We start from the raw sequence: 22,785 nt of genomic DNA, 5'->3' as shown, positions 1-22,785 counted from the left end.
AAATTCTATTACTAAAACACTATTGATTATTCTTTTTTAAAAACACAAAATACTATTATAATCTTCTATCAACCAAACCCTTAGGCAACACTCCTTTTACATCATATACAACAGCATTAGGAGTACATAACTTATCAAGGTTAATTTCTTTAAATTCGTTATGCGAAACAGCTAAAACTACTGCATCATATTTTTGATTCTTGGGCTCTTTTTGGTAAGTCTTTAACTCATATTCTCTTTCTACTTCTATCTCATTTGCCCAAGGATCAACGATAGTAACATTAACACCAAACTCTTTTAAACTTTTAACTACATCTATAACCTTAGTATTTCGGACATCAGGACAATTTTCTTTAAAAGTAAAGCCTAAAATTAAAACATCAGAGTTTTTTATGATAATCCCATTACCTATCATCAACTTAACAACCTGGGAAGCAACATATTCCCCCATACCATCATTCATTCTTCTACCAGACAAAATGATACTTGGATGATACCCAAACTCTTCTGCTTTTTGAGCTAAATAATACGGGTCTACTCCTATACAATGTCCTCCTACGAGTCCTGGTTTGAATGGCAAAAAGTTCCATTTAGTCCCTGCAGCTTCTAAAACTTCATGTGTATCTATTTTCATCAGACTAAAAATTTTAGCTAATTCATTTACAAAAGCTATATTGATATCTCTTTGTGAGTTTTCGATAACTTTTGCTGCTTCAGCTACCTTAATTGAAGGTGCTAAGTGTGTCCCTGCTTCGATAATAGACTTATATAATTTATCAACTTTATTAGCTGTTTCTTTTGTAGATCCTGAAGTTATTTTCAAAATTTTTTCTAAAGTATGAACTTTATCTCCAGGATTAATTCTTTCAGGGGAATAACCTACATAAAATTTTTCATTGTATTTTAAACCTGAATACTTTTCCAAAACAGGTACACATTCATCTTCTGTAACCCCAGGATACACAGTGGATTCATAAATAACTACATCTCCTTCTTTTAAAACATTACCTACTAATTTACTTGCTTTTAGTAATGGTTTTAAAACAGGCCTGTTATTTTTATCAATTGGGGTTGGAACAGTTACTATATAATAATTACAATCTAAAAGATCTTTTGAATCATAACTACAAAACAATCCTTTATCTTCTGATAAGTCAGAAGTAATTACACTCTTTAATTCTTCTTCACTAACTTCAAGAGTTTTATCAATTCCTCTCTTTAATTCATCAACTCTAATCGTATTTATATCAAAACCTACTACTTTATATTTAGTAGCAAAAAGTCTGGCTAGTGGTAACCCTACATATCCTAAACCGATTATCCCTATTATTTGCTTCATATTTTTTATTTTTTATTTCTCTGTCAACGTTTTTACCAAAACTCCTAAGGTTGCCAACCCTGTAGTTATAGCTATTACTTGTTGGGTTGTAACTTTATTTGTTACCTCAGGCTTTTTAGGGACTAAAATAACTGCGCCTGGTTTTACATCTGGATATGATTTAAAGAACAAAAACTTTTTTGTTGTTCTAATATCTCCATTTGCATACACTATATATGCTCTGCTCTTTTTTGCACTTTCTGAAAAACCTCCAGAGTTTTCAATATAATGTTTAAATGATTTCCCTTTTTCATATCTTACCAATGATGGTGACAATACCTCTCCTTCAACCTTTACGGTTTGTCTTTCAGAAGGAATAAATAACTCATCTCCTTCTTCTAAAATTATATCATATTTTGACTTTTTTCCTCCTGAAGCTAATATTTTTTGTAACTCTATTCCTATTTTAAAATCTTTTTTCTTCTGTATACGTTCTTCAACATTGCTAGCTAACGAATCTCTTTGTGCAAAATCAGCTATAAAAACTGACTGTTTTTCATCTTCCTCTTCATTGTTCTTTCTAGTTAAAAAGGCTCCTTCTTCATAAGCATATTTTGTTAAACCTCCAGCTTGTTCTATTAAATCAGAAATTCTTTGATTTTTTTGGCCAATTGAGTATTCTCCTTCAAAATTAACTTCTCCAGTAATAGTTACTCTTTTTTGTTCAGTATATCCTTTTAAATATCTTACAGAAACAATATCAAACGGTTTTAGTACAAAATTATCTAAATGATCAGTACCTAGATTTTTACTTGCACTTAAATCAAAATTTTCACTAACCGTTTCAAAACTTCCATCTTTCAGTCTTCTAGATACATCAATCATGCTTGCATCCGCTCCATCTTTCAATCCTCCCGCTAATACTATTAAATCCTCAACACGCATTCCTTTCATGTAATCAAATTCCCCTTCTTTATTCACTGCTCCGTTAATTGTGATGAACTCTTTTTCTTTCAATTCTTCTTTCGTGAAAATGTAAATACTATCACTTTCTTTTAAGAGTATATGTTCTTTATTTTCCATTGCCTTTCTTGGAGAGAAAGATAGCGTTTCCTTATCACTCTTATCATGTGTTCTTACAATAATACCTCTATCTAAAAAGGCTTCTTTGGTTACCCCTTCAGCTTTTAGTAACAAGTTAGAAGCAGTCATTCCTTCTTTATATTCGTAGTTACCAGGCTGAAAAACAGCCCCACCAATACTAACTCTATTCAAAAACTCGTCTACTATTTCATTTACTTTGATATAATCTCCGTCTTTTATTTTAACTAAATCAAAATTATCTTTTGAAACCTCTACAATCTCTTTTTGAACCCCTTTAATTCTCTCTATAACAACTTTTTGTCTATATGCATTTGAGGTGAAACCACTACAATAATTTAATAAGTCTTTTACACTTTCTTCAGTTTTCATCTCAAAAACACCTGGTCTTTTAACGGCTCCTTCAATAGTAATTTTACTTTCATAAGGTTTTACTATTATAACATCCTGATCTTGAACCGTTATGTTTCCTTCTTCTGAACCATTTACTAAAAACTGATAAAAATCAAAATCAGCTTCCTTCACTCCTCTCCTAAAAAGCTGGATCCTTCTGAAAGTACCATTCTTTGTTGGCCCTCCTGCTGCATATAAAGCATTTAATACTGTGGATAAAGCACTAATTGAATATGACCCTGGGACCTTCACTTCTCCTACGATATTCACTTGAACATTTCTTACTTCTTTTATAGAAACAGCTATATTTACTTTATTATAACTACTTGAAGAAGCTCCTATTCCTGCATAGATTCTTTTTAGGTAATTTTTTATTTTAGATTTTGCAGCACTAACTGGTAATCCTATTAATTGAATATAACCAACACCTTCTACATTTATTGCTCCTTGTTTGTTTACTTTTTTCTCATAATTTACCTCTGCAGCACCCCAAAGATCAATTGAAACTACATCTCCCGCTCCTATTATATAATTCTCTGGTGTAGCTATATTTAAATTTGGTGTAAACGAAATATTTGGATTATTAAAAAAGTCATATCCGAAGAGTTCTTCTTTTTTTTCTTCCTTTTTTTCTTCTTCTCCTGTTAACCCAAAAAGAAGTTGAGTACTATCTACTTCTTCTTGTAGTTCTTCTTCATTTTCCTCTTTTTTATTTAATGGTTTACTTTTAAGCGTCTCTATTCTTGCTCTAAGCTTTTGAGCTTGTAATTCGGACATTCCTCTTGTTTTTGCTATTGCTAAAGCCTGATCTAGAGTATATCCTTCTTCTTTTATTTTTTCCCAGTACTTAGCTACTTGTTCATCAGATAAATCATCAACTTCTATTTGACTCATTTGATTCTGAATATTTTGGGCTTGTCCCTCAGCACTAGCTAACACCAAAAAAGTAGCTAGAAATATTTGTAGCAGAATTCTCTTAAATAACATTTTAACTTCCAATGTAAAAAACTTTAAACCAATTAATAAACTCTTTTATTCCTTTACTTAAACTTGTATTAGGACTGTAATTATAATCTTTAATTAATCCATCAACATTTGCCCAAGTTTTTTTCACATCCCCCATTTGCATAGGTAACATTTCTTTAACAGCTTCTTTTCCTATACTCGTTTCAATCTGAGTAATAAATTCTAACAATTTTACTGAATCATTATTTCCTATGTTATAAACTTTATACAAGTCTCTTTCTTCAACAGGCTTCTCTATTACTCTTTTCACTCCTTCTACTATATCATCTACATAGGTAAAATCACGCTCCATATCACCATTGTTGAACACTTTAATTGGTCGATCATTTGAAATGGCATCGGCAAATAGTATCGGTGCCATATCAGGTCTTCCCCAAGGCCCGTATACCGTAAAAAAACGTAATCCTGTTGTTGGTATTTTATATAAATGACTGTAGGTATGTGCCATCAATTCGTTACTCTTTTTTGTTGCAGCATACAAACTCACAGGGTTATCGACTATATCTTCTTCTGAAAAAGGTACCTTTTTATTCATTCCATAAACACTTGAACTACTTGCATACACTAAATGTTTAATCTCATGATGCCTACAAGATTCTAAAATATTTAAGAAACCAACAATGTTACTTTGAATATATGCATTAGGGTTTTCAATACTATAGCGAACACCTGCTTGTGCTGCTAAATTACATACAACATCAAAGCTTTCTGTAGTAAATAACTGAAATAATTCTTTTTTATCTTCTAAGTTTAGTCTGATAAACTTAAATTTTTCACTAGTACTACTAGTTATTTCTTTGTAGTATACCTCAGCGCTTTTTCTTTCAACTCCTAACTCTTTTAATCGAGCATACTTTAAATTGACATCATAATAATCGTTGATATTATCTATTCCTACAACTGTGTGCCCTAACTCTAATAGTTTTTGACTTAGATGAAATCCAATAAAGCCTGCTGCTCCTGTAACTAAAATTTTCATTAGTTTTTCCCTATTTGATAATATTCAAATCCTTTTTCTTCCAATCCATAGGTAGTATATTGATTTCTTCCATCAAAAATAACTGGAGCTTTCAGTTGTTTTTCAATCTCAGAGAAATCTGGTGAACGGAACTCTTTCCATTCTGTCAATAAAATCAACGCATCTGCATTATCTAGCACCTCGTACTTTGCATTTTTATAGTCAATATTCTCTACATCTTTTAAATAAAAGTGCTGTGCCTCTTCCATGGCCTTAGGATCATATGCTTGTACTTTAGCCCCTCTCTTTACTAGTTCTTTTACCACATAAATTGCTGGTGCTTCACGCATATCATCCGTTCCTGGCTTAAATGCCAACCCCCAGAGACCAAAAGTTTTTCCTGATAAATCTTCTCCAAATTTATTGATGATTTTATCAGCTATCACAAATTTCTGACGATTGTTTACTTCCTCTACTGACGTAATCAGTTTTGCTTCATATCCATTTTCTTCAGCTATTTTCTTTAAAGCCTTTACATCTTTTGGAAAGCAAGAACCTCCATATCCTGCACCAGGGTAAATAAAACTATAACCAATTCTTGAGTCTGAACCAATTCCTGCTCGAACATTATTTACGTCAGCTCCAACTCGCTCACAGATATTTGCCATTTCATTCATGAAGGATATCTTTGTTGCCAACATTGCATTTGCTGCATATTTTGTCATTTCTGCTGAGCGAACATCCATAGCAATAAAACGTTCATGCGACATAGTAAAAGGTGTATACAGTTGACGCATTTTATCAAAAGCATAATCAGATTCTGCTCCTATTACCACTCTATCAGGTTTCATAAAATCATTGATAGCATCCCCCTCTTTTAAAAACTCAGGATTAGACACTACATCGAATTCAAGCGTTGCGTTTCTTTTATCTAATTCTGCTTGAATCGTAGCTTTTACTTTATCTGCTGTTCCTACAGGTACAGTAGATTTATCCACAACAATCAATCTGTTATTCATCTTCTGACCTATCTCTTTAGCTACAGCCAATACATATTGTAAATCTGCTGATCCGTCTTCTCCCATTGGAGTTCCAACTGCTATAAAAACTATTTCAGATTCATTAATCGCTTCTTCTAATTTAGTAGTAAAGAATAAATTCTCCTTTTCTACATTTTTCAATACCATTTTTTCTAAGCCTGGTTCATAAATGGGAATAATTCCTTGATGAAGCTTATTTATTTTTTCTTGATCAATATCAACACAAATCACCTTGTTCCCCATCTCTGAGAAACATGTTCCCGATACTAATCCTACATATCCTGTTCCTATGACAGACAGCTTCATTTCTTTTTATTTTTTTGTACAAATATATATATATTACAAAAGATAATGCTTCTCTCCTGTATTTATTAATTTAGAATTACGGATATCATGGACCATCTCAATTGATTGTCTTGCTTCTTGTAACCCAAACCCATTTCCTTTTAATATCTCTTGATAGCTTATAGTATGAAGATCTGTAAAACCTGAACTAAATTCAATTCCTTCTCCGTTCACAGTTATAGATCGATATGTGCGCTGCCCCTTTTCTCGAACTTGCTTTGGCAAAGTGGTTTCATCAATTGATAAAAACCAACGCACACGTGCTTTTTCAAATTCTAAATAACCTGAAGCTTTGTGTTTTTCTCTGAGATGTACTTTATTTTCTTGTATATTTCCAAAAATCCATGAAAGCATATCAAAAAAGTGAACTCCAATGTTTGTTGCAATCCCTCCTGATTTACTTTCGTCCCCTTTCCAAGAAATATCATACCAATTTCCTCGTGAGGTTATATAAGTTAAATCTATATCATACTTTCCTTCCCTTTTCTCTATTTCAATTTTATTTTTCAGTGCTATAATACTAGGATGTAATCGTAACTGAAGTATTGTATTTATTTTATTTCCCGTTTCTTTTTCAATTGCTTCTAAAGCATCTACGTTCCATGGATTCAACACTAAGGGTTTTTCACAAATAGCATCTGCCCCTCTACGTAATGCCATACGTATATGAGAATCATGTAAATAGTTTGGGGTACATATACTCACATAATCTAACTGAATACTTTGCTGTCTTTTCAGTTTTTCTACGTGACGATCAAACCGTTCAAACTCTACAAAAAAATCTGCTTGTGGAAAATAACTATCAATAATTCCTACACTATCATTTTTATCTAATGCAGCAATCAACAGATTATTAGTATCCTTGATGGCTTTTAAATGTCGTGGAGCTATGTAACCAGCTGCTCCAATGAGTGCAAAATTCTTCACTATAAACTTTTATCTACTTTTTTTTTAGATCTCTCTTTGACATCATAAACTACTGATTTTTTTCTTCAAAACTCTTCCTACAGTTTTACTTGTATTCATCAACAGTATCAATGCTGTTCTATTCTCTTTATCTATATATGTAGAAACCATCACTATAAAAACGGTACAGTCTTTAACATCGTGTTAACTTGTGATATACAAAACAAACCTTTCTCTTCTGTTTTTTCACTTAGTATTATAGACAACAGTTCTTCTGAATCTACTTCCTTGGTAACATCAATACTTTTATTAAGTTCTTCTACTCTTGTTTTATTTATATCGAACCCAACCACAGAATACTTCATCGCAAACAACCTTGATAATGGCAATCCTACATACCCTAACCCAATTATTGCTATTTTCTTATTCACTACGTGGTCTCTTTAAAGATTGTTCAAGTTCACAAAACTACAAAAAATTGCATGAATGAGATGATTATAAAATAAAAAAGTCTCACCTAAAAAGATGAGACTTTCAGTGGGCGCGAAGGGATTCGAACCCCTGACCCCTTGGGTGTAAACCAAGTGCTCTGAACCAACTGAGCTACGCGCCCGTTTGCAATTAAACTTTTGTAAGAGTTGTGGGCGCGAAGGGATTCGAACCCCTGACCCCTTGGGTGTAAACCAAGTGCTCTGAACCAACTGAGCTACGCGCCCTTACTTGTCAATTGCGGGTGCAAATATATAACAGTTTTAGAGATTAACAATAACTTTTTTACATTTTTTTCTATAAAATTTCTGCTACCACAAATGTGCTCCCTCCCACGTAAATCATATCTTCTTTAGATGCATTTACTTTTGCTTTTTCAAGTGACTGACTTACAGAACAAAACACCTCTCCCATCAATCCAAACTCACTTGCTTGCTTTTTTAATTTATCTACTGGCAACCCGCGAGGAATATTTGGTTTACAGAAATAATATTTTGCTTTTTCAGGAAACATTGGTAAAATTTCACTCAGATTCTTATCGGAAACTACTCCCAAAACAATATGCAATTGCTTATAATTTTCTTTTTTTAATTGTTTCAATGTATAAAACAATCCTTCTTTGTTATGTGCTGTATCACAAATTACTTTTGGATATTCCTGCAACACCTGCCAGCGTCCTTTTAAATTAGTGTTTTTTACCACATTCAATAATCCTTTTTTAATATTTTCTTCTGTAATTATAAAATCTTTTAATTGCTCAATGGCAGTTACCACTGTTACTACATTGTTCTTTTGATAATCACCTAATAAATCAGTTGTATAATGTTGCTCTTCATCCGAAGCAAAAACAATTGGGGCATTACATTCTTCCGCTTTAGCAATAAAAACATTTTCTGTATCTTTTTGACGTTCACCTATGACAACTGGAACATTATTTTTAATTATCCCTGCCTTTTCAAAAGCTATTTCTGGTAAAGTTTCTCCTAAAAACTGTGTATGATCTAATCCGATATTAGTAATTACTGAAACTTCTGGTGCAATTATATTTGTTGAATCTAATCTCCCTCCCAAACCTACTTCAATAACAGCAACATCTACTTTTTGATTCGCAAATTCTTCAAATGCCATTCCTACCGTCATTTCAAAAAAAGATAACCCTTGTTTTTCTAAAAAGACCTTATTCTTTTCTATAAACTTAACCACAGAATCTCTTGAAATTTCTTTTCCATTGGTTCGGATACGCTCTGTGAAATTTTTTAAATGTGGAGAAGTATACAAGCCTACTTTATAACCTGCTTCTTGTAATATCGAAGCAATCATATGACTAGTAGATCCCTTTCCATTCGTTCCTCCTACATGAATAGCTTTAAACTCTTTATGGGGATTATCTAGTTCATCACACAATGCTATGATATTGGTTAAATCCTTCTTAAATGCTGTTTGCCCCTGACGTTGATACATTGGTAACTGGGCAAACATCCAATCTAATACTTGTTGATAAGTCATCTTTATATCTTAGTGTAAAAAATAGGTATATTTACTTTGAAAGAGAAAACTTGTAGATGATTGTTCCTCGTTGTTTTGATGGTGCATTTCCGTCTGCATTCCATTTTGTTTTTAATGCTGCTTTTTTTGCCGCATCGTATAAACATGATGCTGAATTTGTAGTCCCTCTAGCTCCTGGAGTTGCTTTAGTTACTTTTCCATTTCGATCAACCTCAATACTTACCACTACCGTACCCTCTTCTTGACAGTCTGGTTTTTGAATAGGCTTTGACAAAGCTTTTCTTCCTGCTAGGTTATAATTACCTCCTGAACCACTTCCTGAATTCCCGTAATATTTATCTGAATTTGGGTCTCCATTTTCATTTCCTTTAACTCCCGATTGTTTATCATCTCCTTCACCAGAATTTGCACCATTTTTTGAAGTTCCGTTTAATAAACTATTTAACGCATCAGTTGTTTCTTTTGATGGCTTAGGCTTCGGTTTTTCTTTAGGCTTTTCTTCTTTAGGAGTTTCTTTTACAGCTTCTTTCTTTTCAACCTTTTTTTCAACCACTGGAACTTCTTCAGCAGTATCATTTGTAATAATTTCTTCTTTTATTGTTTCCTCTGGGATTTCTTCTACTTGCTCTTCAACAACCTCTTCTAGTTGTGGTGTTACTTGTGCTTTAGTTTTTTCAACAGGCTCTCCACTTCCTACTTCAGAGGTACCAAAATTAATCGCTAGACCATATTCAATAGGTGGATCGAGATATTTCATTCCGTAATTGAATATTCCAATAACAAATAATATCAGAATAATTGCTGTAATAACAGCTGATTTACGTTTATGTTGTGTATCTAAAACTGTCATTTATTTACCTTTAACAGCTAAAATCATTTTTAACTTGTTTCTATTCGCAATATCAATCACATGCATTACATTTTTATACTGCACATTTTGATCACCACGAATAACCACTGTTTTCTTTTTATCTACACCTACCTTGGTTAACAACTCTCTTTCTAAATTTACGTTACTAACTTTTGTTTTATCTATGTAAAACAACGCATCATTAGTTATGGTTACTGCTACTGATGTATTATTTTCGGTTTTACCTCCAGCTTTAGGCAACAACACATCAATGGCACTTACTGTAACAAGTGTAGATGTTAACATAAAAAATATCAATAACAAAAAAACAATATCAGTCATTGATGACATATTGAAGTTTGGATTGACTTTATTTCTTCCTCGTAAATTCATTATACTGGCTCGTTTAATAAATCTAAAAACTCAACAGATTTTGCTTCCATTTGATAAACAACCTTATCGGTACGAACTACTAAATGGTTATAAGCTATATATGCTATAATCCCTACAATTAACCCAGCAACTGTCGTTGTCATTGCTGTATATAAGCCATCTGATAACATTTTAATATCTATTTGTCCTCCTGAATTTGCTATTTCATGAATTGCAACAATCATTCCAATTACAGTTCCTAAAAAACCTATCATTGGAGCAGCTCCTGCTATTGTTGCTAATACTGATACATTTCTTTCTAGCTTATAAACCTCTAGTTTTCCTGCATTTTCTATTGCGGTATTAATATCTTCTAAAGGTTTTCCTATTCTAGAAATCCCTTTTCCTATTAATCTGGCTGTTGGTGTTACTGTATTATCACAAAGTGATTTAGCACTATCTATTCTTCCGTTCGTTACATGATCTCTAATTTGATCCATAAAATTAACATCAACTTTTGATGCTTCTTTAATAGCAAAAAAACGTTCAAAATAAATATAAAGAGCTACGGCTAATAACACGAATAACAAAGCGATAATGATTTGACCGCCTACACCTCCATCCATAATTAAATTATAGATTGATAAGGTTTTTTCTTGAGGTACTTCTTCTACCAACTCCTGAGTTTCTTGAAATAATAGCATGAATACTAAATTAGAATTTATATTATGTTTTCGCTATTTAACTAACGATTTCTTTTATTTAAAATTGTTTGATGTAAAAAGTCTTCCCTACTTTTAACGATGAAGGAAGACTTTTACTTTTATTATGCTTAATTACTTAATAACAGCATTTCTGAAGTCATAAAAAAGAACTTTATACCAGTTCTTTTAATGCTATTTCAAAAGCTGTTTCACTTATTTGAGTTTTTGCAGCACTTTTAGCATGTGTTCTTTGTAAAGCTTTTTTAATAGTATTTGATGTATCTTCAAAAATAGCTTGATCTGTCATTTCTACTCTTCGCTCCATAAAGTATGCAAATACTCTTGCCATACCACAGTTTGAAATAAAGTCTGGAATCAAACTCACTTTTTTATCAGTATCTTCCATTATAGATCCAAAGAAAATTTCTTTATCTGCAAACGGAACATTTGCTCCACAAGAAATAACTTCTAATCCTGAATTTATCATACTATTAATTTGCTCTTGAGTAACTAATCTTGATGCTGCACATGGTGCGAAAACTTCACATGGTAAGTTCCAGATACGTTCGTTAATTTCTTCAAAAGGAATCATATTTTCTGAAACTAACGTATTCCCATCTTTATTTAAGAACATTTCTTGAATTTCTTCAAAAGAGAATCCTTCTTCATTAATAACTCCTCCAACACGATCAATAATTCCTACTACTTTAGCTCCCATTTGTGCTAAATAATAAGCTGCTGCTGAACCTACATTACCAAAACCTTGTACTACAGCACGCTTTCCTTCTACTGTTCCTCCATAAATATCGTAGTAATGACGAACTGCTTCCGCAACTCCATACCCAGTAATCATGTCGGCTACTGTATATTTTCTAGCTACACTTGGTGATAAATTTTCATCTTCTAACACTTTAATAACTCCATGACGTAACTGACCAATACGATTAATTTTATCTGCTTCGGTAGGCTTGAAATGTCCATTAAAAACCCCCTCTTGCGGATGCCAAACTCCACTATCTTCCGTAATCGGAATTACTTCATGAATTTCATCAACATTTAAGTCTCCTCCTGTTCCATAATAGTTTTTTAATAATGGAGCAACAGCTTTATACCAACGCTCTAAAACTCCTTTTTTACGAGGATCGTGCGGATCGAAATTAATCCCTGATTTTGCTCCTCCAATTGCTGGACCCGATACCGTAAATTTCACTTCCATAGTTTTAGCAAGTGACATTACTTCGTATTTATCTAATCCTTTACGCATACGTGTACCACCACCAGCAGCACCTCCTCTTAATGAATTAATAACTGTCCAACCTTCTGCTTCTGTTTCAGGGTCTTTCCAATTAAATACTATTTCTGGTTGCTTTTCTTCGTATTGCTTTAATAATTCTTTCATTGTTTAATGTTATAATAGATGATTTTCAACTTTACTTGTTTCTTTTTCATATTCAAAAAATTCGCTGTAATTATTCCCCTGTGGGGAAGCTAAAGTTGATTCATTATACTATAGGTTTTAGTGTGTAGTTGTTACCGAACAAATTTATCATAAAAAACTACATTACTCAAATACTTTAAATTATTTCTGCGGATAAAAAATATTACCTGAAGAATGATCCTTCTTTGCCCCAGTAACTGACTGTAAACAGTTTACTTTGTTTTGGGTCTTTAGCACTCCTAACAACGCAAAAATCAAAGCTTCTTTGTAATCAATGAGTTCTGTACTTACTTGTTTTATTTTTGTCTGTGCAAAAAATCCTATTCTCTTCATTAAAAACGTATTGAACGCTCCTCCTCCTGTTACTAAAATAGTAGCCTCTTTTTTAACAACATTACCTATTTGCATCGCTACATGTTCTACAAAAGTTCTTAGAATAGTCGATATATCTGCTTCCTCTTTATCTATTAAAGGAAAAATAGTTGATTGTACCCATTCTAATCCTAGAGATTTCGGAGGAAGCTCTTGATAAAAGGAAAGCTCGTTCAATCGTCTTAATAATCCCATATTAATTTTCCCTTCTGAGGCTATTTCCCCTTCATTATCATACTCTAAGTCTATTTTAAGTGTGTAATGGTTCAGTACAATATTCACAGGACAAATATCAAAAGCTATTCTTTGTTTATTTTCTTCATAAGAGATATTAGCAAAACCTCCTAAGTTTAAACAGTAATCATAATCAGTAAATAATAGTCTATCTCCAATAGGTACTAAAGGAGCTCCTTGTCCACCTAACGCTACATCTTGAGTTCTAAAATCACATACTACTTTTTGCTGAGTAACATTTGCTATGACTTGTCCATTTCCTATTTGTAAGGTAATTCCGTTTTCTGGTTGATGCAAAACTGTATGCCCGTGAGACGCTATAAAATTTAATTTAGAAATACGGTGTTCTCTTATAAAGTTATTCAATATACTCCCCAAAAATTCACCATAATCAACATCTAAAATTTGTAAATCTTTCTCATCGTAATTTATAGCTTCTTGCAGTTTTTTCTTCCATTCATTAGAATATGATACTGTCTCTGCTTGTATAATTCTAAAATCTTCGTATAAATTTTCATGCATTTTTATATATGCCAAATCTATTCCATCTAAAGAAGTTCCTGACATTAATCCAATACAATAAATATAGTTGTCTTGCATAAAGTAAAAATAACAAGTCTATTGAAAAATTGCTATTAAAAAAGTATCTTTGAACACATTTTTTACGAATTTAACAAAATATAAAATAGATAATGGATTTTAACCTTACAGAAGAGCATTTAATGATTCGTGATGCTGCACGTGATTTTGCTCAAACCGAATTATTGCCAGGAGTTATAGAAAGAGATGAAAAACAAGAGTTTCCTAATGAACTAGTTCGCAAAATGGGTGAGTTAGGATTTATGGGAGTAATGGTAGATCCTAAATATGGAGGAAGTGGAATGGATGCTGTTTCTTACGTATTAATTATGGAAGAATTATCAAAAATTGATGCTTCAGCTTCAGTAATGGTTTCTGTAAACAATTCATTAGTATGTTATGGTTTAGAAGCTTATGGTACTGAAGAACAAAAACAAAAATATTTAACAAAATTAGCTACTGGTGAGCAAATAGGTGCGTTTTGTTTAAGCGAACCAGAAGCTGGCTCTGATGCCACTTCACAAGCAACTACTGCTGAAGACAAAGGTGATTACTACCTATTAAATGGTACTAAAAACTGGATTACTAATGGTGGACGTGCTGATACTTATTTAGTAATTGCTCAAACAGATAGAGCTAAAGGTCATAGAGGAATCAATGCTTTTATTATTGAAAAAGGTATGGAAGGTTTCCACATTGGTCCTAAAGAAGATAAATTAGGTATCCGTGGTTCTGACACACACACGTTACAATTTAACGATGTAAAAGTTCCTAAAGAAAACCGTATTGGTGAAGACGGATTCGGTTTTAAATTTGCCATGAAAACTTTATCTGGTGGACGTATTGGTATTGCTGCTCAAGCATTAGGTATTGCTTCAGGAGCTTATGAATTAGCGTTAAAATACTCTAAAGATCGTAAAGCTTTTGGTACTGAAATTTGTAACCACCAAGCTATTGCATTCAAATTAGCTGACATGTATACAGAAATTGCTGCGGCTCGTCACTTAGTAATGGCTGCTGCTTGCAAAAAAGATGCTGGTGAAAACTATGATCGTGAAGGTGCTATGGCAAAATTATATGCTTCTAAAGTAGCAATGGAACAAACTGTTGAAGCTGTTCAAATTCATGGAGGTAATGGTTTCGTAAAAGAATACCATGTAGAGCGTTTAATGCGTGATGCTAAAATTACTCAAATTTATGAAGGAACTTCAGAAATTCAGAAAATTGTAATCTCAAGAAGTTTAATTAGAGATTAGTTTTTCTCTTCGATATTATATTTAAGTAAAAGCTCATTTAAAAAATGAGCTTTTACTTTTTTTAAATTCTTTGTAGTAACTTTGCCCAATAAATAACCACCTATGTCAAATAAAAAATCCTACGGATTTATATCTGTAATTGTTCCTGTTTACAATGAAGAAGACAATGTAGTTCCTTTAACTAAACAGATTGATGATAGTTTAAAAGGATTTGACTATGAAATCATTTACATTGACGATTTTTCAACCGATAACACAAAGAAAAATGTTGTTAACATGAACAACCCTCGAGTTGTTTTGGTTGAGTTACGCAAAAATTATGGACAAAGTTTAGCCTTAGCTGCTGGTTTTGACCAAGCAAAAGGTGATTACATCGTTACTCTTGATGGAGATATGCAAAACGACCCATCAGATATCCCTCATATGATTGAAAAAGCTGAATCTGAAGATTGGGATGTAGTTACAGGAATTAGAGCAAAAAGAAAAGACTCTTTTATTCGCACAATTCCTTCTAAAATTGCAAATTTTTTAATTAGAAGAGCTACTCGTTTAGATTTAAAAGATCAAGGATGTGCGATAAAAGTATTTAAAAAAGAAATAGCTAAAGATTTAAACTTGTACGGTGAAATGCACCGATTTATCAATCTTTTAGCTCACTTAAACGGAGCAAAAATTACTCAGGTTCCTGTAAAACATCATCCGAGAATCCATGGACAATCTAAATATGGATTAGGAAGAACTGTAAAAGTTATCAATGATATCATTTTAATTATTTTCCAAAGAAAATACATGCAGCGTCCTGTACATCTTTTTGGTAATTTTGGTTTGTTTTTTATGTTCTTTGGACTGGCTATTAATTTCTACTTACTAGTATTAAAATTATTGGGACAAGATATTTGGGGCAGACCTTTATTAATTGTTGGTGTTATGCTCGTTATTATTAGCTTGCAATTTTTTACTGTAGGGATTATTACTGACTTATTAATGAGAACTTATTACGAGTCGCAAAAAAAGCGCCCTTATACTATTAGAAAAATTCATGTAAGTGAATAACAAAATTGTTAAAACTCTAGCCAAAATAGGAGTAAGTATCTTACTCTTATACTTGGTATTTACAAAAATTGACTTTAATCAAGTCATCAAATTATATGAAACATCCAATCCTTTTTATTTAGCATTGGCAATTTTATTATTTATGGCTTCACAGTTTATTTCATCCTTACGGTTAAATTATATTTTTCATCAAAATCAATTTCATCTAAGTCAAGTTAGCAATTTAAAGTTGTATTTTGTTGGAATGTTTTATAACTTCTTTATACCTGGAGGTGTGGGTGGGGATGCATACAAAGTATACATATTGAGTAAGCAATTTGGTTGGAAACCAAAACAGTTAACTAAATGTGTATTTGTTGATAGACTTATTGGTTTATTAGCAATTTTTTCTCTATTAATTTTAATGGGAGGGTATTTGTTTTTTTCTAACTCATTATTATTCTTAGTAAGTATCGTTATTGCTTTAGCTTCTTTTTTTATTGCAAAGCTTATTATGATAAGAGTTTTTAAAAACAGTAATACTTATTATAACTATAGTTTTGGTTATTCATTAGTTATTCAATTATTACAAGTTGGCGTTATTGTTTGCATTATCAAAGCCTTTCAGTTAAAAGTAGTTGGAATTATTAGTTACTGCTTTGTTTTTCTAATTTCATCAGTACTTTCAGTAGTTTCTTTTGCAGGATTTGGAGCAAGAGAGTATATCTTTTTAAAAGCCTCAACTTTTTTAAATACCCAAGAAACAATAGCTACAAGTATTGGACTTTCATTTAATATTATTACGGCTTTAATTTCTTTAATAGGATTGGCTTTTATTATAAATAAGGTACGGTTAACAACTGTTTCAATAAATAAATAGTTTATGGACTTTTTTTACCAGCAAAAAAACATTAAATACCTCTATTTTTTAGTGGCAATCGTTTATGTTATAGGATTATTTATTCCTTTAATGGCTAATGATTCTGCACAACATGCCACTATGGCTATGCGCATGTATTTAAGTGACAACTTTTTTGAACTTCTAAAAGGTCCTAATCCTTATTTAGATAAACCACATATGCATTTTTGGTTATCTGCCATTTCATTTAAACTATTTGGTTTACACGAATGGGCTTATCGAATTCCAGCTTTATTATTTACTATTTTAGGAGCCTATTCTATTTATCAATTAACAGGAAAGTTATATAGTAAAAGTGTTGCTCACTTTGGTTCTCTGATCTTCTTAACTAGTCAATCTATCATTTTAGCTAACCACGATGTTCGTACTGATGCTGTCTTAACTGGAGTAACTATTTTTGCTATTTGGCAATTGTTTGAATATGTTTCAACAAGAAAACTAGTTCCTATTATTTTAGGAGCTATTGGTATGGGAATCTCCTTTTCTACTAAAGGATTTTATGGAGTTGGTATTATTTGTTTTGCCACAGTTTCACACATCCTTTATACTAGAAAATTTAATACAATATTCTCTTATAAAGTTCTTATAGGTTTGGTTTCTTTTTTCCTTTCTATTACACCTGTAGTATATGCTTACTATGTTCAGTTTGGAATGGATGGTGTGAATTTTATTCTATGGAGTCAGAATGTTGAGAGAATAACAGCTACTGGTTTCAAGCAAAACAGTCCTGATTACTTTTTCTTTTTTCATTCTCTACTTTGGACTTTTTTACCTTGGGCTTTCTTAATGTACTATGGCTTATATTATCAAATAAAAAAGTTAATTGTAAACAAATTTAAACCTGTACAAGGTATAGAATTATTAACTATAGGTGGAGTATTAATTACCTTATTTATTATTAGTTTTTCAAAATTTAAATTACCACATTATTTAAATCCATTATTAGCTTTATTAGCTGTTTTTACAGCAGGAGTTTTATACAATCTTCAAAAGGACAATCAACAAAAAACACTGAAAATATTCTTAGGTGTTATTTATTTTATGGTTTTAGTGTTAACTATTGCAGTTATTTTAATTTTATGTTGCACTTTTAACACTCCTTCTATTTTAATTATAGTGTTTAGTGCCATTCTATTATTAATAGTACTCATTAACGTAATTCAAAAAGAAGATTTTAGTAAAAAAATTGTTGTCAACTCAGTATTGCTAATGGTATTTATAAATGTAGTACTTAACTCTTACTTCTACCCTGAATTATTACAATATCAAGGTGGAATTAAACTAGCAAACATTGTTAATCAAAATAACACCATTAATGTAAAGGATATCTTTTTTTATGAGAATGATTATTCTTGGCCTTTAGATTTTTATACGCAGAGAAATACTCCTCACATTACAAAAGAAGAATTAAAAAATATAGACGATGATGTTTGGATTGTTATTAGAAATATTTCTCTTGAAAAAATAAAAAAAGAAGGGTTTATTATAAAGGAGAAACACAGAGTTGATCATTTTAGAGTAACAAGACTTAACTTAAAATTTTTGAATCCTAAAACTAGGGAATCAAAATTAGGAAGTGCGTATTTATTGAAAATAGCGTCCAAAAAAGACACCGAATAAAATTTACCGCTTACTCTTTTTTAAATTCTACTTTATGTAAATGTAGTCCAGAAGCTGGTGCGATGGTTTTCATAAAGTCTATATCACTATTTTCAGGACTCAAACTTTTTTTGATGAACTCCAAATCATAATTTCCTTTTCCTAATTCAGCTAAAGCTCCCATGATTAGACGAATTTGATTCCGTAAAAACCCACTCCCTCTAATAACCAACACAAAACTTTTCTCTGGGAAAAAAGAAGCGGATAATTCCGTATTTTCTTCTATTTTACATACATCAATACTACGCGCTACTTTGGTTTCTGCTGATGGTTTGGTACAATAATGTTTAAAATTATGAAAACCTTCAAACAATCGTGCACCTTCTTTCATTAACTCAACATCTAATTCATCTAAATACCCCGTTAAAAAAGGGGCGCAATAGGGATGATTTTTCTCTCCAAAAGAAAAGTAATAACGATACTCTTTAATTTTTGGATGTTGAATAATATTGAACTCTTCATCGTGAAGTTGCTCTATAACTAATACTCGAATATCAGAAGGTGAATTGCGATTAAAATCTTCAATAAAAAAAGATTCGTCTAATTTTTCATCAATAAACAACTGAAAACAATAGTCAGTCGATGAAACTTTTGCATCCGTTCTCCCAACCCCTACCGACTTACATCGAATTCCTTTACACACAAACTTTAATGTCTTGTCAACAAAAAAATGAACTGTTTTTAAATTAGGTTGTTTTTGCCAACCGTGTAAACGAAACCCTAAATATTGAAACCGTACTAAATAAGAGTAGTTATAATTCATATTATAATAATTCGTACGCTTGCTTTGCTATTTCTAACTCTTCATTAGTTGGAATTACTAGCACTTTTACTTTTGAAGCTTCTTTATTTATCTCTCTTATTTGTTTAGATCTAATAACATTTTTTTCATCATCTAATTCAATTCCGAAATATTCCATATTAGTACAGGCTAACTTTCTAATTACATAAGAATTTTCTCCAATACCTGCTGTGAAAACAACTGCATCTAAACCGTTCATTACCGCAACATACGAACCTATATATTTTTTAATTCTATAAGCATTAATTTCCAAGGCTAATTGACAGTTTTTATTACCCTTGGCAGCAGCAGCTTCAATATCTCGTAAATCACTAAACCCTGTTAAACCCAACATTCCACTTTCTTTTTGCAACATGTTATTAACATCATTAATATCATATCCCAGATTATTTGTTAGATAAAAAATTAAAGAATGGTCAATATCACCAGATCTTGTTCCCATAATTAAACCTGTTACAGGACTAAAACCTAAACTATGGTCAATACTTTTTCCATTTTCAACCGCAGTAATACTACATCCGTTTCCTAAATGAATCGTAATAATTTTTGAATGTTTTTTTTGAAGATACTCATTTGCTTTTTCTGACACATATTTATGACTTGTTCCATGAAAACCGTACAAACGTATTCCATACTCTTCTAATAATTTAGTAGGTATTGCGTATTTATACGCTTCAACCGGTATGGTTTGGTGAAATGCTGTATCAAAAACCGCTACTTGTTGTGCATCTTTAAAAATAGACTCAGAAACCTTAATCCCTTCCAAGTTTGCAGGATTGTGTAAAGGTGCTAATGAAAATAACGATTCTATTTTCTTTTTAACCTCTTCAGTTACTATAGCCGTTTTTGTAAAAGTACTTCCGCCATGCACTACTCTGTGCCCAACAACTTTAATTTCATCTGTAGAAGAAATTACTCCTACTTTTTTATCCAATAATAAATCAACAACCTTTTCTAAACCAGATTTATGGTTTGCGATAATTACTTCTTTTTCTACTTTTATATTGTTAGATTTATAGTGAACTTTTCCAAGTTCTAAACCAATTCTTTCTATCAACCCTGAACAAAGTACTTCTTGCTGAGGCATTTGAAATAATTGATATTTTATTGAGGAACTTCCTGAATTTATGACTAAAACTTTCATCTATTTTTTATTAATAAACAAGCTATTCTTGTGCTTGAATTGCAGTTAAAATTACGGTATTAAAAATATCATCAACGGTACAACCTCTACTTAAATCATTTACAGGCTTATTTAGCCCTTGCAACATTGGTCCAATAGCCAAAGCTCCTGTTTCTCGCTGTACTGCCTTATAAGTATTATTTCCTGTATTCAAATCAGGAAAGATTAACACATTGGCTTGCCCCGCTACTTCCGAATTTGGTAATTTCTTTTTTCCTACGGAAGGATCAACTGCTGCATCATACTGAATTGGTCCTTCTACTTTTAAGTCTGGACGTTTTTCCTTCACAATTTCAGTAGCTCTTCTTACAGTATCTACATCTTCACCTTTACCTGAAGCACCTGATGAATATGATAACATCGCTATTTTAGGGGCTATACCAAAAGCAATACTTGAATCTGCTGAAGAAATTGCTATTTCTGCTAATTCTTCTGCTGTTGGATTTGGGTTAATAGCACAATCACCAAACACTGAAACTCTATCCTCCAAACACATAAAGAAAATTGATGAAACTACTGAAAATCCTGGTTTTGTTTTTACAAACTGTAAAGCTGGTTTTATAGTATGTTGAGTAGTATGTGCTGCTCCAGAAACCATTCCGTCAGCTAACCCTTTGTATACCATCATAGTTCCGAAATAAGAAACATCAGCCATCAAATCTTCTGCCATAGCAGGACTTAATCCTTTGTGTTTCCTTAATTCATATAACGTATTGGAAAAATCTGAAAAGTATTCAGATTCTATTGGATTAATAATTACAGTTTTATCGAAATCAAAAGGAATATTTAATCGTTTAACTGAAGCTTCTATATTTACTTTTTTACCTAATATTGTTAACTTAACAACATCTGTTTTTTGTAGTTGAGAAGCGGCTATCAAAATCCTATCATCGTTTCCTTCAGGTAATACAATGTGTTTACGCACTTCTTTAGCTTTTTTTAATAAGTTATATTGAAACATTCTTGGAGTTAACACTTCTGATCCTTTATAACTAACTAACTTTTCATTCAAGCTTGCAACATCAACATATTTTTCAAACATATTGATAGACATTTTTATTTTATCAATATTCTCGGCATAAATATGAGAACGAACAGCTCCTAGTCTAGAAGCAATACTAAATGTTCCATCTTTAACCCAAAGAATAGGCACCACTTTTTCTAGACCTTCAATAAGTTTAATGATTGAAGAATTTAACTCCATTCCTCCTGTAAGAATAATCCCAGCTATAGATGGATAATTACTAGAAATATTGGCTTGTAAGGTACCTAATAATATATCAGATCTATCTGCTGGTGTTACCACAACGCTATCATCTGTCAAATGATGCAAAAAATGAGATAGTTGCATAGCTCCAACTTTAATATCACCTGTAGTATTATTTAGCAATCCTTCTCCAAATAGAACTTTTCCTTCAATTTCCATTAAGAACTCCTTAATTGTTGGGTTATTTAATTTTTGATCTATCGGAATGGCATTTATTGAAACTGACTTTGGTAAATTTACACCTACTTCTTGTACTATCGTTTGAATATTCTTTTCTTGTACTTTGTTTGCCACAACCGCAATAACCTGTACATCTTTGTTTACAAAAGAATCATAAGTTAATCGTAAGCTCTGAATAAAGTCCTCAAGTGATTTATTCACTCCTCCTGAAACTATAATTACAGGCGCTCCAATATTTTTGGCAATAAGTACATTTAAATCCATTTCTATTACAGCTCCATGATCAGAAAAATCAGTTCCTTCAATAATTACAAAATCATTTTCTTCTTCTAGTTTCTTATACTTTTCAATGATTATATTAATTATTTCATCCTCTCTGTCATCATTCAATTTTCTAATAAGCTCTGAGCGTGTAAAAGCATAACAATCTTCATACTCACTTTTTAAATTGAAATAATTAATAACTGTGTTTATGTGATTATCTCTCTTATCACCTATCGGATTATCAATTATAGGTCTAAAGTATCCTACTTTAGGTTTTTTACGAAGTAACAGCTGCATCAAACCCAAACTTAGCATAGATTTTCCAGAGTTTGCATCACTCGCTGCGATATAAATTGCTTTATTCATATTCTTGCTTTTAAAGCAAAATTACTTCTTTTATAATTATAAAAATAACGGGCAAAGGATTAAAAACTACGAGATACAGCAATCCTAAAAATAAGATCAAAAAAAAACCTCAATCTTTAAAAGATTGAGGTTTGATAAAGAAAGGCAACGACCTACTCTCCCACCTGTGGCAGTACCATCGGCGCTAATGGGCTTAACTTCTCTGTTCGGAATGGTAAGAGGTGAG

Annotated in this window: 19 protein-coding genes, 2 tRNA genes and 1 rRNA gene; 4 read left to right on the top strand and 18 right to left on the bottom strand. The window is 31.9% G+C overall.

All coding sequences use genetic code 11. The features are described from left to right. Positions 1–55 precede the first annotated feature (55 nt). From MHM83_RS11790 to MHM83_RS11725, 14 genes are all read right to left on the bottom strand, one after another. Complete coding sequence (locus tag MHM83_RS11790; protein WP_239179978.1) at positions 56–1,339, bottom strand: nucleotide sugar dehydrogenase; 1,284 nt, start codon at positions 1,337–1,339, stop codon at positions 56–58. 12 nt (positions 1,340–1,351) lie between these two features. Then, positions 1,352–3,706, bottom strand: a complete 2,355-nt coding sequence (locus MHM83_RS11785; RefSeq protein ID WP_239179976.1) for an SLBB domain-containing protein — start codon at positions 3,704–3,706, stop codon at positions 1,352–1,354. 94 nt (positions 3,707–3,800) lie between these two features. Further along, complete coding sequence (locus MHM83_RS11780; RefSeq protein WP_239179974.1) at positions 3,801–4,817, bottom strand: NAD-dependent epimerase; 1,017 nt, start codon at positions 4,815–4,817, stop codon at positions 3,801–3,803. After that, positions 4,817–6,142: a UDP-glucose dehydrogenase family protein gene (locus tag MHM83_RS11775; protein WP_239179972.1), complete on the bottom strand. Its 1,326-nt coding sequence runs from the start codon at positions 6,140–6,142 to the stop codon at positions 4,817–4,819. Before MHM83_RS11775 ends, MHM83_RS11780 begins: the two co-directional genes overlap by 1 nt. Positions 6,143–6,175: 33 nt before the next feature. Beyond that, positions 6,176–7,108, bottom strand: coding sequence for a Gfo/Idh/MocA family oxidoreductase (locus tag MHM83_RS11770; protein WP_239179970.1), 933 nt, complete (start codon positions 7,106–7,108; stop codon positions 6,176–6,178). Positions 7,109–7,260: 152 nt separating this feature from the next. Continuing rightward, positions 7,261–7,518, bottom strand: a complete 258-nt coding sequence (locus tag MHM83_RS11765; protein ID WP_239179968.1) for a hypothetical protein — start codon at positions 7,516–7,518, stop codon at positions 7,261–7,263. 107 nt (positions 7,519–7,625) lie between these two features. Then, positions 7,626–7,700, bottom strand: a tRNA-Val gene (locus MHM83_RS11760). A 28-nt stretch (positions 7,701–7,728) separates the two neighbouring features. Further along, positions 7,729–7,803 (bottom strand) — tRNA-Val (locus tag MHM83_RS11755). Positions 7,804–7,873: 70 nt separating this feature from the next. Further along, positions 7,874–9,082, bottom strand: coding sequence for a bifunctional folylpolyglutamate synthase/dihydrofolate synthase (locus MHM83_RS11750; RefSeq protein WP_239179965.1), 1,209 nt, complete (start codon positions 9,080–9,082; stop codon positions 7,874–7,876). Between the two features lie 31 nt (positions 9,083–9,113). Beyond that, entirely contained in the window at positions 9,114–9,932 is an 819-nt protein-coding gene (locus tag MHM83_RS11745) for an energy transducer TonB (protein ID WP_239179963.1), read from the bottom strand. Next, positions 9,933–10,325 (bottom strand): ExbD/TolR family protein, encoded by a 393-nt coding sequence (locus MHM83_RS11740; protein ID WP_239179961.1) that lies wholly within the window; start codon positions 10,323–10,325, stop codon positions 9,933–9,935. It abuts the gene before it with no gap. Continuing rightward, entirely contained in the window at positions 10,325–11,008 is a 684-nt protein-coding gene (locus tag MHM83_RS11735; RefSeq protein WP_047790255.1) for a MotA/TolQ/ExbB proton channel family protein, read from the bottom strand. The genes MHM83_RS11740 and MHM83_RS11735 overlap by 1 nt, the downstream gene beginning before the upstream one ends. A gap of 172 nt (positions 11,009–11,180) precedes the next feature. Next, entirely contained in the window at positions 11,181–12,407 is a 1,227-nt protein-coding gene (locus tag MHM83_RS11730; protein WP_239179960.1) for a Glu/Leu/Phe/Val dehydrogenase dimerization domain-containing protein, read from the bottom strand. Positions 12,408–12,587: 180 nt separating this feature from the next. Further along, positions 12,588–13,652 carry an anhydro-N-acetylmuramic acid kinase gene (locus MHM83_RS11725; RefSeq protein ID WP_239179958.1) on the bottom strand — a complete coding sequence of 355 codons (1,065 nt, stop codon included), beginning with the start codon at positions 13,650–13,652 and terminating at the stop codon, positions 12,588–12,590. 92 nt (positions 13,653–13,744) lie between these two features. Between MHM83_RS11725 and MHM83_RS11720 the strand changes: the two genes are divergently transcribed. The 4 genes from MHM83_RS11720 to MHM83_RS11705 all read left to right on the top strand — a co-directional run bounded on the left by MHM83_RS11720 (position 13,745) and on the right by MHM83_RS11705 (position 18,458). Then, positions 13,745–14,887 carry an acyl-CoA dehydrogenase gene (locus MHM83_RS11720; protein ID WP_239179956.1) on the top strand — a complete coding sequence of 381 codons (1,143 nt, stop codon included), beginning with the start codon at positions 13,745–13,747 and terminating at the stop codon, positions 14,885–14,887. 102 nt (positions 14,888–14,989) lie between these two features. Next, a complete protein-coding gene (locus MHM83_RS11715) occupies positions 14,990–15,940 on the top strand; it encodes a glycosyltransferase family 2 protein (protein ID WP_159616328.1) in 951 nt (316 codons plus the stop codon). Next, positions 15,933–16,799, top strand: a complete 867-nt coding sequence (locus MHM83_RS11710) for a lysylphosphatidylglycerol synthase transmembrane domain-containing protein (protein WP_239179954.1) — start codon at positions 15,933–15,935, stop codon at positions 16,797–16,799. Before MHM83_RS11715 ends, MHM83_RS11710 begins: the two co-directional genes overlap by 8 nt. A gap of 3 nt (positions 16,800–16,802) precedes the next feature. Next, complete coding sequence (locus tag MHM83_RS11705) at positions 16,803–18,458, top strand: ArnT family glycosyltransferase (RefSeq protein WP_239179952.1); 1,656 nt, start codon at positions 16,803–16,805, stop codon at positions 18,456–18,458. A 10-nt stretch (positions 18,459–18,468) separates the two neighbouring features. Here the strand turns inward: MHM83_RS11705 and MHM83_RS11700 are convergent, their stop codons facing one another. The 4 genes from MHM83_RS11700 to rrf form a co-directional block, all read right to left on the bottom strand. Further along, the gene (locus MHM83_RS11700) at positions 18,469–19,260 is read right to left on the bottom strand and encodes a tRNA pseudouridine(38-40) synthase TruA (RefSeq protein WP_239179950.1); all 792 of its coding nucleotides are present in this window, start codon (positions 19,258–19,260) and stop codon (positions 18,469–18,471) included. Position 19,261: 1 nt separating this feature from the next. Continuing rightward, entirely contained in the window at positions 19,262–20,443 is a 1,182-nt protein-coding gene (locus tag MHM83_RS11695; protein ID WP_047790260.1) for an acetate/propionate family kinase, read from the bottom strand. 22 nt (positions 20,444–20,465) lie between these two features. Further along, a complete protein-coding gene (pta, locus tag MHM83_RS11690; protein WP_239179948.1) occupies positions 20,466–22,559 on the bottom strand; it encodes a phosphate acetyltransferase in 2,094 nt (697 codons plus the stop codon). Between the two features lie 139 nt (positions 22,560–22,698). Further along, positions 22,699–22,785, bottom strand: a 5S ribosomal RNA gene (gene rrf, locus MHM83_RS11685); the annotation flags it as partial.

Source organism: Tenacibaculum sp. Mcav3-52, from assembly GCF_022347665.1.
In the GTDB taxonomy this organism is placed as follows: Bacteria; Bacteroidota; Bacteroidia; order Flavobacteriales; family Flavobacteriaceae; genus Polaribacter; species Polaribacter mesophilus.
Note: the sequence above shows the minus strand (reverse complement) of the source record. Positions and strands in the feature narration are given on the sequence as shown.